Genomic DNA, 12,065 nt, shown 5'->3' on the forward strand with positions numbered 1-12,065 from the left:
TGGCGTCCTTTCATTTCGGCGCGGCTTTAGCAGCAGTCAACACATCTTGGGCTCTTTGCCAAGGGGAAGAGCCCCTGGCTAAAAGCCCGCTGGCCCTGTTTGCGTGGATGGCCGCGTCTTGCAGGCGGCCAGACAGGGCATAACGTTCGGCGGTGGCAAGCGAGGCCAGGCCGGGTTGGCCGACCCGTGCATAAGCCTGCCCCAGATCGCGCAGGATGCGAGCGTCGGCGCTGTCGCGACTGCGGGCCCGTTCCAGCACCTCTTGGGCTTTGCGGTCATATTGCGCCTGACCCAGCGCCAGTAGGGCGCGGCCATAGCCACCAAGGATCAGTGCGTTGTTGGGGGCCAGTGAGACTGCTTTGCCATAGGCATTCGCAGCGGCGGCAAAGTTGCGGCTTTCCAGCAGGATCTGGCCACGAAGTTCATGCACGAAAGGATCATCGGGGCGCAAGGCGATCAGTTTGTCGATCGTGGCAATCGCCTTTTTCGGGTCCGGCTTGCGGTGGTGGGCCACGGCTTCGCGCATGAGGCGGATGTCCTCGGTCGCGCTGGATTTGGCGCGGCGCAGGGTCCAGCTGGGGGCGCGGGTGAAGGCGGTCAGTTTGCCTTGGGCGCGGGCGAAGAAATAGTTGGCGGTTGTCGGGTCGGTCTTAGGCCGGTCTGCGTAAGCGGCGGCATAGCCATCCAGCGCCCGCTGGCGGTCTCGGGTCAAGGGGTGCGTGCGTGCGTAGGGGTCTTGGTTGCTGACGCTCAGGGCCTCTTGTCCGCGAAAGATGTCTAGCACTTCGGATGCGGCGGCAGGGTCCACACCGGCCGAGACCAGATAGCGGACGCCGGACTGATCGGCGCTGCTTTCCTCGGCGCGGGTGTGGGAAAAGAGGACACGCTGTGCGCTGGATTGGGTGCCCACGGCCAGACCTGCGGCGGCGCTGCCTGCGCCCGATGCGGCGGCGGCCACGGCCAGCGCAACCCCAAGCCCCGCAGCGGTGCGGGCGGTGCGCAGGTTGCCAAGGCGGCGGGCCATGTGGCCGTTGGCGATATGGGCGGCCTCGTGGGCAATCACGGATTGTAGCTGCGCGGCACTGTCGAGGCGGGCCAGTAGGCCTGCGTGGATAAAGATGTGGTTCGCGTCCACGACAAAAGCGTTCAGGCTTTGATCATCCACCAGCAGGATTTGCACCCGTGACGGGCTAAGGCCTGCGGCGTTCAGGACAGGGGTGCCCAGTTGGGTCAGGGCGTGCTCGATATCGGGATCGCGAAGCAAGCCCACGGCCCGTGCGGGCAGGCTGGCACAGATCGACAGGATCACCGATAGCATGACCAGTCGGGCGGCATGGCGCATTGACGTTCCTTTCAACGCCTGAAAAGACTTGGGCCTCACCCTAGAGAGGTCCCTATGCGTAATTCAACCCGAAGCGATGTCGATCCCTTTATCGTGATGGATGTGATGGAGGCCGCCCGCAAAGCCGAAGAGGCGGGGCGCCATATCATCCACATGGAGGTTGGCCAGCCTAGCACCGCAGCGCCTGAAGGTGCCCGCACGGCTCTGAGTGCGGCCATGGAGAGCGGCAGCTTGGGCTACACTGTGGCTTTGGGGTTGCCTGCTCTTCGTGCCCGCATCGCCAAGCTTTATATGGATTGGTATGGGGTTGATCTGGACCCTGCGCGGGTGGTGATCACCTCGGGGTCATCAGCGGGGTTCTTGTTGGCGTTCACCGCTCTTTTTGATGCGGGTGACAAGGTGGGGATCGGTGCGCCGGGCTATCCCAGCTATCGCCAGATCCTGAAAGCCATGAGCTGTCAGCCTGTTATGCTGGAGACTGCGCCTGAAAACCGCTACCAGCCGGTGCCGTCCGATTTCACGGGCAAGGGGCTGGCGGGTTTGATGGTGGCCTCGCCCGCGAACCCATCGGGGACGATGCTGGGGAAAGAGGCGCTGGCCGACCTGATCCATGCGGCGCAGGCTGAAGATATCGCCTTTATCAGCGATGAGATTTATCACGGCATCGAATATGACGCCAAAGCGGTCACAGCGCTGGAGATCAGCGACGATGTCTATGTGATCAACAGCTTTTCCAAGTATTTCAGCATGACCGGCTGGCGGATTGGCTGGATGGTGGTGCCGCCTGATCACGTGCGCCGGATTGAACGTCTTGCCCAGAACATGTTCATCTGCGCCCCCCATGCCAGTCAGGTGGCTGCCCTTGGCGCGCTGGATTGCGAAGAAGAGCTACAGGCAAACTTGCAGGTCTACACCGAGAACCGCCGCCTTCTGATGGAGGGCTTGCCGAAGGCGGGCTTTGACAAGATCGCACCGCCGGACGGGGCCTTCTATATCTATGCCGATGTCAGCGACATCACCGATGACAGCCTCGCTTTCGCCGCTGAAATCCTAGAAAAAGCTGGGGTCGCTGTCACACCCGGTCTGGATTTTGACCCCGAGCGGGGCGGCCATTTCATCCGCTTTTCCTATGCCCGCTCGACCGAAGATATGGTCGAAGGGCTGGCCCGTCTGACCGCCTTTATGGCTGCGCGTCAGGGCTAAATACCTCTAAGGAAAAAGTGACCAAGACTTGCTTTTCCCGACAGCCCGCGCCGTGTAGACTGCCGCAAAATAAATCGGTCAGAGGCCGGGCAGATGATCCGAATTTTAGGTGCAGCCCTTCTGGGGCTATGTGTGCTGTTGCAGCCCGCGTGGAGCGCGGACTTCTCTGCCCGTGCGCGTGTGCTGCCTGATCAAACGTTTCTGAACAGCGGGCCAGAGCGGTTGGACCTGCAACTGGGGCTGTCCCAAGGGGTGCCGTATCGCATCTTCACTTTGGACGAACCGCGCCGTCTTGTGGTCGATTTCCGTGAGGTGGATTGGACCGGCTTGTCGTCTGAGCGTCTGACCGCGCCTGATACGGTGTCTGCGGCCCATTTCGGCGGCTATCGCCCGGGTTGGAGCCGCCTGATCCTTGATCTGTCCCGCCCCATGGCGCTTGAGGCCGCTGACCTGCGCATTGATCGTGAACGGGGCACGGCCAAGCTGATCATCTCGCTTCTGGCGACGACGGGGGATGCGTTCGCCAAGGCATCGGGTGCGCCTGCTGATCCCGATTGGGGACAGCCGCCAGTCCAGGCGCAGGAAGAGGCCCGCCGCCGCCAGACGGGCGAGGGCCCCCTAACCGTGGTGCTGGACCCCGGCCATGGCGGGCTTGATCCCGGTGCACAGCGGGGCGGAGTTGAGGAAAAAGACCTGATGCTAACCTTTGCCCGTGAATTGCGCGATACGCTGGTGCGGACGGGGCAGGTCAAAGTGGTGCTGACCCGCGACAATGACGACTTTGTGCCGCTGGAAAGCCGCGTGACCATCGCCCATGAGGCCCGCGCCGATCTGTTCATCTCGCTGCACGCTGATGCGCTAGAGGCGGGCGGCGCGCGTGGGGCCACGATCTATACGCTGGCGGATGAGGCCTCGGACGAGGCCAGTCGCAAGCTGGCAGAGCGCCATAACCGTGCCGACCTGCTGGCCGGTGTGGACCTGAGCAATCAGGATGATGTGGTTGCCCATGTGCTGATGGATCTGGCCCGCGCTGACACCATGCCCCGATCAACGCGCATTGCGGATCATGTGAAGGATGCCCTGAAAGAGGCGGGTGCGCCCCTTTATAAACATCCGCGCCGCGAGGCGGGCTTTTCGGTGCTGAAGGCCCCCGATATCCCCTCGATCCTACTGGAGCTTGGGTTCCTGTCCTCGGGCCGTGACCGAGAGAACCTGACCAATCCGGCATGGCGGGATATGGCAGCGCAGGCGATCACCGCTGCTGTGCTGGAATGGGCCATCGCGGACGCTGCCGAAGGGCATCTGATCCGGCAATAGGCTGCGCAGGAACAAAACCTGTCCCGTTTGTGTTTTGACCCGCAGGGCAAGGCCTTATATGAGGGGGCACGTTTAGCCGGGGGCCGCGACTTGTTGAGATTCATCTTTTCCTTCTTCGGAGCAATCTTCAGCGCTATCACACTGGGCATCTTCATGGTTGCCCTGTCGATTGGTGCTGTGTTCTGGATGTACGGGCGCGACCTTCCCAGCCATGAGGCGCTGGCGAATTATGAGCCGCCCACCATCAGCCGCATTTATTCCGGCGAAGGCCAGATCATCGACGAATTCGCCAAAGAGCGCCGTCTGTTCGTGCCCGCTGAAGAGATCCCCGATCTGGTGAAAGCTGCGTTTGTCTCGGCGGAAGACAAGAACTTTTACAAGCACTCGGGCTATGACCTGATGGGCATCGCCTCGGCGGCGCGGGATGCGGTGCTTTCGCGCGGCAAGAACGTGCGTGGTGCCTCGACCATCACGCAGCAGGTGATGAAGAACTTCCTGCTGTCGGGCGACCGGCAGGCTGAACGCAAGATCAAGGAACTGATCCTAGCGACCCGCATCGAAGGCACCTTGTCCAAGGATGAAATCCTTGAGCTCTACCTGAACGAAATTTATCTGGGTGCGAACTCTTACGGGGTGGCTGCTGCGGCGCAGACCTATTTCAACAAATCCCTGAGCGAGTTGTCGCCCGGTGAGGCTGCTTATCTAGCGGCCCTTCCGAAAAAGCCTGCCGAACTGCACCCCGTGCGCGACTATGATGACGCGATCCAGCGCCGGAACTATGTGCTGCGCGAGATGTTCGAGAACGGCTATATTGATGCCGCCACCCGCGATGCAGAGCGCGACCAGCCACTGCGCTCGGTCCAGAATGGCGATTATGAGGATTTCCGCGTTGCCCTGCCGCCGCGTGACTACTTCACCGATGAGATCCGCCGCCAGCTGAGCGAGAACTTTGGTGAGGGCGAATTCTTTACCGGCGGTCTGTCGGTCCGTGCGACCGTTGACCCCGAACTGCAACAGGTGGCCGAGGTCGCCTTGCGTCGCGGTCTGGAAGACTACGACCGTGGTAACGGCATCTGGCGTGGCACTCGCCTGACCATTGATGCGGCCGAGCTTGAAACCGAAGAGAAATGGCGCGCCGCGCTGGCCGCGACCAAAGCCCCCCGCGACATTGAGCTGAACGGCCGCTGGTATCCGGCGGTGGTTCTGTCGGTCAGCGGCGAAAACGCCCGCATCGGCATCGAGGACGTCCCTGAGGACGATGACGGTCACTGGATCGTGGCCAAGGATGTGCAGTGGGCCCGCAAGCGTCTGGACGATGGCAAGCTGGCCAATAAGGCCAATGTGGCCGGTGATCTGGTCTCGGTCGGGGATGTGGTGCTGGTCCGTGCGATGACCAGTGACGCTGACGGCAGCTTTATCCGCTGGACCCTGCGTCAGGTGCCCGAAGTGCAGGGCGGTCTGATGGCGATGGACGTGGAGAACGGCCGTGTTCTGGCGATGCAGGGTGGCTTCAGCTATCAGCACTCGGTCTTCAACCGCGTGACACAGGCGCAGCGTCAGCCGGGTTCTAGCTTTAAGCCCTTCGTTTATGCGGCAGCGCTGGACAGTGGCTATTCGCCTGCGACCATCGTGATCGACGCCCCGATTGAACTGAATACGCCGCAGGGTCTGTGGCGTCCCAAGAACTCGTCGAACAAATACTACGGCCCCACGCCGCTGCGGACGGGGATTGAACAGTCGCGGAACCTGATGACCGTGCGTCTGGCGCAAGAGGTGGGCATGGATGTTGTTGCCAGCTACGCCGAGCGTTTTGGCGTCTACGACAACATGGGGCGCTTCCTTGCGAACTCGCTGGGCTCGGAAGAGACCACCCTTTACAAGATGACCGCCGCCTACGCCATGTTCGCCAATGGCGGCGAGCGGGTTGAACCGACGCTAGTGGACCGTGTGCAGGACCGTTACGGGCGCACCATTTATACCCACGAACAGCGGACGTGCCCCGATTGCGTAAGCCCCGCCATCAATGTCGGGTATGGCCCGCGGATCGAATCCAACCGCGAACGGGTGATGGACCCGATCACCGCCTATCAGCTGACCTCGATGATGGAGGGGGTCGTGACCCGCGGTACCGCATCCGGCACGGTTAACCTGCCAGTGCCTACCGCAGGTAAGACGGGCACCACCAACGAATCCAAAGACGTCTGGTTCGTAGGCTTTACCAGCAACATCGTGGCGGGCTGCTACATGGGCTATGACAGTCCGCGCCCGATGGGGCGTGGCGCCTATGGCGGCACCCTTTGTGGCCCTGTCTTCACCGAGTTGATGAAAGCAGCGACGGCCAAATACGGTGGCAGCAAGTTCGACGTGCCGCCCGGCGGCCACTTTATCAAGATCGACCGCTTTACCGGTGCGCGTTTGCCTGATGACGCCAGCGGCGATTTCGTGGTGGCTGAGTATTTCCGCGATGGGGAAGAACCGATCTTCGGTCTGACCTACGACGGTGGTTTTGCGATGGGTAGCAACCTGCCGCTGTTTGATCGTGGTGAAGGGCCCGATGAGGCGAAGCAGGTGACAAACTCGTCCGGTGGCACGGCAACCGTTGGCCCGAAGGCAAATTTTGGCACCCTCAGCGCGGGCGGTCTTTACTGATCTAAGCCATCTAGAAGGGCACGGCGCATCCCATCGGGTTCCTGCGCCGCGCCCTCTTGTTTCTTGACACCTACGCCCATATGAAAGGGCGATCCGCCCATGGGCGGTTTCCTACAAGTCTGGGAGATACCCTCGTGCGCGCCGATACTCAGAATACCGTCAACGAAATCGAGAAATCTCTGGAGCTTCTGCGCCAGCGGATGGACTGGGAGACGGCTTCGCACCGGTTGGAAGAATTCAACGCCCGCGTCGAGGACCCCAATCTGTGGGACGATCCCGAAGCGGCGCAAAAGCTGATGCGCGAGCGTCAGTCGTTGGTGGATGCCATTGATGCGGTCAAGGAAATCCAGCAAGAGCTGGCCGATAACATCGAGCTGATCGAATTGGGCGAGATGGAAGACGACGCCGATGTCGTCAAGGACGCCGAAGCCTCGCTGAAGGAACTGGCCAAGAAAGCCGCCCAGAAGGAACTGGAAGCGCTGCTGAACGGCGAGGCCGACAGCAACGACACCTTCCTTGAAATCAACTCGGGCGCGGGTGGTACGGAAAGCTGTGACTGGGCCTCTATTCTGGCGCGGATGTATGTCCGTTGGGCCGAGAAGGCAGGCTACAAGGTTGAGCTGCAATCCATGAGCCCCGGTGAAGAAGCGGGCATCAAGTCGGTGACCTACAAGATCAGCGGTCACAATGCCTATGGCTGGCTGAAAACAGAAAGCGGCGTGCATCGTCTTGTGCGGATTTCGCCCTATGACTCGGCGGCGCGTCGTCACACCTCGTTCAGCTCGGTTTGGGTCTATCCCGTGGTCGACGACAACATCGAGATCGAAGTGAACCAGTCCGAAATCCGGATCGACACATACCGTTCGTCCGGTGCCGGTGGTCAGCACGTGAACACCACGGACTCGGCGGTGCGGATTACGCACATTCCCACGGGCATTGTTGTGACGTCTTCGGAAAAGTCGCAGCACCAGAACCGTGACATCGCCATGAAGGCCCTGAAATCGCGTCTGTACCAGATGGAACTGGATCGCCGGAACGCCGACATCAACGCCGCCCACGAAGCCAAGGGTGATGCGGGTTGGGGCAACCAGATCCGTTCTTACGTTCTGCAGCCCTACCAGATGGTGAAAGACCTGCGGACGGGGCATGAGACCTCGGACACGCAAGGGGTTCTGGACGGCGATCTGGATGCCTTTATGGCCGCCACGCTGGCGATGGACGTCAGCGGCAAGAGCCGCGCCGAGGCTTCGGCCACGGACTAATCCTTGTTGGTCTGTTGGCGCTTAAGCTGATCCATAAATACATCTTCGCGTAAGGTAGCGGACTAAGCTAGCCTCTCTCTGATGAGGAGAGAGGGGAGATTGTTTTATGGATGCAGTGCCTCTGGAAAAGCGGTTGGGTGCCCCCGAGATGGGGACCGCGAGGCTTGAGGATATCAGGACAGCATTGGGCAGGGGGTGTCGCGATTTCCGCAAGGCACCAGTCTTCGGATTCCTGTTTGCAGGGGTCTATGTGCTGACCGGCTGGCTGATGGCTTTGATCACCGTCTGGACGGGGCAAACCTATTGGCTGGTGCTGGCTGTGATCAGCTTTCCCCTGCTTGGCAGTTTCGCGGCTGTGGGGCTTTATGAGACCTCTCGCCGGATCGAACAGGGGCGGCCGCTGGACTGGCACCGGATTTTCGGCGCGGTAAAGGGCGAGGGCGGGCGGCAGTTGCCTTGGATGAGCGCGGTCATCATCATAATGATCCTGTTCTGGTTCTTTCTGGCCCATATGATCTTTGCGCTGTTCTTGGGTCTTTCGACGATGACCAATATCTCCAGTTCATATGGCGTGCTGCTTAGTTCTAACGGGCTGATGATGCTGGCGGTTGGCTCTGCAGTGGGGGGCGGTTTCGCGTTCCTGATCTTCTCGATCACCGTGGTCGGAATGCCGATGGTGGTGGATCGTGAGGTCGACTTTGTCAGCGCCATGATCGCCAGTGTCAGCGCCGTTACGCGCGCGCCGCTGACGATGCTGGTGTGGGCCGCGACAGTGGGTGTTGTGACGCTGATCGGGCTGCTACCGGGCTTTCTGGGTCTGTTCGTCGTGCTGCCCATTCTGGGGCATGCCACATGGCACCTTTACCGCATTCTGGAACAGCGTGCGGAATAACGCTTCCCCGTTGATGGTCAAAACGAAAAAAGGCACCGCCAAGCGGTGCCTTTTTGAATTTGCGCTGCGGAAATGTGAGTGATCCGCGATGCTGTGATTATTCCGCCGACTCGGGGCCGGTGATGCGCTTTGCGCCAGCAGCCGACAGGGGATCGTCCTGACGCTGAACCGAACCTTCGAAGTGCGCGCCGCTCTCGATCGCGATGGTCTTGTGGATGATGTCACCCTCAACACGCGCCGACGAGGTCAGACGAACTTTCAGGCCGCGGACACGGCCAACGATGCGACCGTTGATCACCACGTCATCGGCAACAACTTCGCCCTTGATGGTCGCGGTTTCGCCAATGGTCAGCAGGTGGGCACGGATATCGCCTTCGACAGTACCTTCTACTTGTACATCACCAGTGGTGCGGATGTTGCCTTCCACATGCAGGTCCGAAGAAAGAACCGAAGCGGGGGGCTTTGCCTTGGTGGTGGTGGGAGCCTTGAACTCGTTCGACTTGTCAGCGGTCGCAGCAGGTGCGGGTGCCGGGGTCTCGGCGGCCTTGGGGCCGGGCTCGTTGATCTTGCTCTTAGAAAACATCGTTAGCAGCCTTGATATATACCATCGGATTTACGGGTTTGCCCCCGACACGGACCTCATAATGAAGGTGCGTGCCAGTCACGCGTCCAGAGGCTCCCATATCACCGATACGATCACCACGCGATACCCTTTGTCCTTTGGTCACGTTAATTTTCGACAGGTGGGCGAACCGTGTCTCAATTCCAAAATCATGTTGAATCTTTACCAAACGTCCGTAGCCCGAAGACCACCCTGCATGAATTACTACGCCGTCACCGGTTGCGTAAAGAGGCGTTCCATAGGCCGCGGCGAAATCCACACCAAAGTGCATCCGGCGGCTGCCATTCTTCGGATCGCTGCGCGTTCCGTAGGGACTTGTGAAACGATAGGCGTTCTTCACAGGGATCGCGAAGGGCGCCTTTTCAGCGGCGATGCGGTAGATGTTCAGCCGGTCCATCTGTTCCAGCAGACGGTTGGCGCGCAGCACTTCGGCGGTCTCTTCGGTTTCTTCGGTCGCGAAGGACAGGGGGGTTAGCGGTCCGCCCTGACCCGAGTAAGTGCGGCGGACTTGCTTGATGATCGTGTCGGGGTCCATGCCTGCGGCGCGGAACATCTTGTTCAGCGGCTCGACCGAGACGGTCATCGCGTCTTCCAGTTGGCGGAAGACCTGATCATTCTGATCGCGCAGCAATTGCAGCTGCATGGCGATCTCATCGGCTTGACGCAGGGCGACTTGCGCCTCTTGGGCCATGTTGTCACGCTCGGCGGCGGTTTCGGTCAGCGCGAGGCTCAGGGCGTCTACGGTGCCGATCACTTCGGACGAGGTGGGCAGGGCTGCCGCCGAGCCGCCTTCGCTGCTCAGCGAAGCTTGCAGCGTCTGCGCATCGCCACGCGCGTTGTCGCGTTCCTTCATGGTGCGACGCAGGGTGTTCTGAACCACATTCAGGCCGGTCTCAAGTTCGCGGCGGCGGTCTTCAGAAGCCAAGAGCTGGGTCTGCATGACCGAGATTTGTTCGAGTGCCTTGTTGAAACGCTCTTGCGCGGCGATGGCTTCATCTGCGCGCTTGTCCCGTTCGGCGGCCATGCCGTTCAGGCGCATCTCATAGGTTTGCTGTTCCCGTTGCGCCTGCGCACGCACGTTGCCCGAACCGATGCTGTCCATCAGCAGGATCGAGGTGGCAATCGCAGCCCACGCCAGAACACCCGCGCTGCCAAGGGCAACGGTGATCTGGGTTAACGGGCTGAGTCGGATGAATCGGGTTTCGTTGTCCGAACGAAGAAAGACACGGCGTTCCGGAACCTTGTTTTCTAGCAACGCGTTAATGCCGCGCATTACCCTGGTCTTCACTGGTAAAGCCCCTCATTTCGTTTCGGCCTCCTACCCAGGCGGGTAGGCACGAAGTACTGAGGGGATAGACCATTGCGCGTTTTTCACGCAACAGTTTTAGGGAAAGTTCTTTGACCTAAGCGCCGTATCTTGCCGTTTCGGCGTGATTTTGCCGATCCGCGCGCGGAGTGTTCCGGATTCGGAACCTTAATCCGCGACGGCGCCGGTTTCGGTCAGGGGCCAGTAGAAATCGGGCGGAATCCCGGCTTCGGCGCGTTTTTCTTCGTTAAACGGAGGCTTTAGCGCCCCATGGAAGTATTTGCGCACCAGTTCGTGGAAGACATCCTTGGGGTCCAGATTTTCCCGTCCGCACAGGAAATGGAACCACTTGGAGCCGAAGGCCACATGGCCGACTTCCTCGCCATAAATCACTTCTAGGGCAGCGACGGCATCATCGTCTTTGGCCTTGCGAAAGATCTCGATCATGCCGGGGGTCACGTCCAGACCGCGGGCCTCCAGAACCATCGGCACGACGGCCAGACGGCCCATGATGTCTTCGGCGGTATCCTCTGCAGCGCGCCACATGCCGGCATGGGCGGGCATCGCGCCATAATGGCTGCCAAGACGCTCCAGACAGTCGCAGATCAGGTTGAAGTGTTTGGACTCTTCATCCGCCGATTTTACCCAGTCATCATAGAAGCCGATAGGAAAGGGTACGTGACCAAAGCGGGCAATGATATCCCAGTGCAGGTCCACGGCGTTCAATTCGATGTGGGCCACGGCATGTAGTAGGGCGATCCGCCCCTGAAGACTGCCGGGACGGCGGCGCGGCACATCGCGCGGGTCCAGCAATTCGGGCTTTTCAGGGCGGGCTGGCTGCAGGGGCGGGTTGGCGGTGCCGACGGGAATGACCTCTCCGGCTTTGCGGGCGTCAAACCAAGTTTTGGCGTGCTTGCGCGACAGCTCGGTCTTTGCACGTCCATCACCGCAGGTCAGCACCTCGGTGGCCATTTCCGTCAGCGTTTTGGTCACAGCGCTTTCACCGCCTCCAGTACCTCTTCCACATGTCCGGGCACTTTGACCTTGGGCCAGACGCGGGCGATGTTGCCGGTCTCGTCGATCAGAACGGTGGTCCGCTCGATCCCCATGTAGGTGCGCCCGTACATGTTCTTTTCCTTCCAAACGCCGTAGCGTTCGCACACATCGCTGGTCTCGTCCGAGAGCAGGATGACACTCAGGCCGTGCTTGTCGCGGAACTTGTCGTGCTTGGCAACCGTGTCCTTCGAGACGCCAAGGACCACCGCATTGGCCGCAGCAAAAGCCTCGGCGTGTTCGGTAAAGGCGATGGCCTGTTTTGTGCAGCCGGGGGTGTCATCTTTGGGGTAGAAGTAGAGGACAACTTTCTGCCCGCGCAGGCTGTCCAGCGCGACTTCTTCGCCACCATCACGGGGGAGTGTAAAAGAGGGGGCTTTCGTGCCGATCTCAAGCATGTGCATACACCTTGCAGTTAT

Annotated in this window: 10 protein-coding genes; 5 read left to right on the plus strand and 5 right to left on the minus strand. The window is 60.5% G+C overall.

Translation table 11 applies throughout. The annotated features are described in order from the left end of the window. Positions 1-10: 10 nt before the first annotated feature. Complete coding sequence (locus CLV74_RS01165) at positions 11-1,342, minus strand: M48 family metalloprotease (protein WP_106262375.1); 1,332 nt, start codon at positions 1,340-1,342, stop codon at positions 11-13. A gap of 54 nt (positions 1,343-1,396) precedes the next feature. Here CLV74_RS01165 and CLV74_RS01170 point away from each other — a divergent pair, with 54 nt between their 5' ends. The 5 genes from CLV74_RS01170 (at position 1,397) to CLV74_RS01190 (ending at position 8,665) form a co-directional block, all read left to right on the plus strand. Next, positions 1,397-2,545, plus strand: a complete 1,149-nt coding sequence (locus CLV74_RS01170) for a pyridoxal phosphate-dependent aminotransferase (RefSeq protein WP_106262376.1) — start codon at positions 1,397-1,399, stop codon at positions 2,543-2,545. Positions 2,546-2,638: 93 nt separating this feature from the next. Next, on the plus strand, positions 2,639-3,862 hold the full coding sequence (locus CLV74_RS01175; protein WP_245888413.1) for an N-acetylmuramoyl-L-alanine amidase: 1,224 nt from the start codon (positions 2,639-2,641) through the stop codon (positions 3,860-3,862). 90 nt (positions 3,863-3,952) lie between these two features. After that, positions 3,953-6,511 (plus strand): penicillin-binding protein 1A, encoded by a 2,559-nt coding sequence (locus CLV74_RS01180; protein ID WP_106262616.1) that lies wholly within the window; start codon positions 3,953-3,955, stop codon positions 6,509-6,511. 134 nt (positions 6,512-6,645) lie between these two features. After that, the gene (gene prfB / locus CLV74_RS01185; protein WP_106262377.1) at positions 6,646-7,773 is read left to right on the plus strand and encodes a peptide chain release factor 2; all 1,128 of its coding nucleotides are present in this window, start codon (positions 6,646-6,648) and stop codon (positions 7,771-7,773) included. A 106-nt stretch (positions 7,774-7,879) separates the two neighbouring features. Next, positions 7,880-8,665 (plus strand): DUF2189 domain-containing protein, encoded by a 786-nt coding sequence (locus CLV74_RS01190; RefSeq protein WP_106262378.1) that lies wholly within the window; start codon positions 7,880-7,882, stop codon positions 8,663-8,665. Positions 8,666-8,762: 97 nt separating this feature from the next. On the opposite strand, the gene CLV74_RS01195 is transcribed toward CLV74_RS01190, so the two are convergent. The 4 genes from CLV74_RS01195 to bcp form a co-directional block, all read right to left on the minus strand. Then, entirely contained in the window at positions 8,763-9,248 is a 486-nt protein-coding gene (locus CLV74_RS01195; protein ID WP_106262379.1) for a bactofilin family protein, read from the minus strand. Beyond that, entirely contained in the window at positions 9,238-10,575 is a 1,338-nt protein-coding gene (locus CLV74_RS01200) for a M23 family metallopeptidase (RefSeq protein WP_106262380.1), read from the minus strand. The genes CLV74_RS01195 and CLV74_RS01200 overlap by 11 nt, the downstream gene beginning before the upstream one ends. A gap of 186 nt (positions 10,576-10,761) precedes the next feature. Then, on the minus strand, positions 10,762-11,565 hold the full coding sequence (locus CLV74_RS01205; RefSeq protein WP_106262618.1) for a ferritin-like domain-containing protein: 804 nt from the start codon (positions 11,563-11,565) through the stop codon (positions 10,762-10,764). Positions 11,566-11,582: 17 nt separating this feature from the next. Further along, positions 11,583-12,044: a thioredoxin-dependent thiol peroxidase gene (gene bcp / locus CLV74_RS01210; protein ID WP_106262617.1), complete on the minus strand. Its 462-nt coding sequence runs from the start codon at positions 12,042-12,044 to the stop codon at positions 11,583-11,585. Positions 12,045-12,065 lie beyond the last annotated feature (21 nt).

The sequence above is a fragment of the Donghicola tyrosinivorans genome (genome assembly GCF_003003355.1).
GTDB lineage: Bacteria > Pseudomonadota > Alphaproteobacteria > Rhodobacterales > Rhodobacteraceae > Donghicola > Donghicola tyrosinivorans.

Bases quoted from the DNA above. Each gene is read 5' to 3' on its own strand.
- CLV74_RS01165 (WP_106262375.1), bottom strand. From the start codon at position 1,342: ATGCGCCATGCCGCCCGACTGGTCATGCTATCGGTGATCCTGTCGATC.
- CLV74_RS01170 (WP_106262376.1), top strand. From the start codon at position 1,397: ATGCGTAATTCAACCCGAAGCGATGTCGATCCCTTTATCGTGATGGAT.
- CLV74_RS01175 (WP_245888413.1), top strand. From the start codon at position 2,639: ATGATCCGAATTTTAGGTGCAGCCCTTCTGGGGCTATGTGTGCTGTTG.
- CLV74_RS01190 (WP_106262378.1), top strand. From the start codon at position 7,880: ATGGATGCAGTGCCTCTGGAAAAGCGGTTGGGTGCCCCCGAGATGGGG.
- CLV74_RS01195 (WP_106262379.1), bottom strand. From the start codon at position 9,248: ATGTTTTCTAAGAGCAAGATCAACGAGCCCGGCCCCAAGGCCGCCGAG.
- CLV74_RS01205 (WP_106262618.1), bottom strand. From the start codon at position 11,565: ATGGCCACCGAGGTGCTGACCTGCGGTGATGGACGTGCAAAGACCGAG.
- bcp (WP_106262617.1), bottom strand. From the start codon at position 12,044: ATGCTTGAGATCGGCACGAAAGCCCCCTCTTTTACACTCCCCCGTGAT.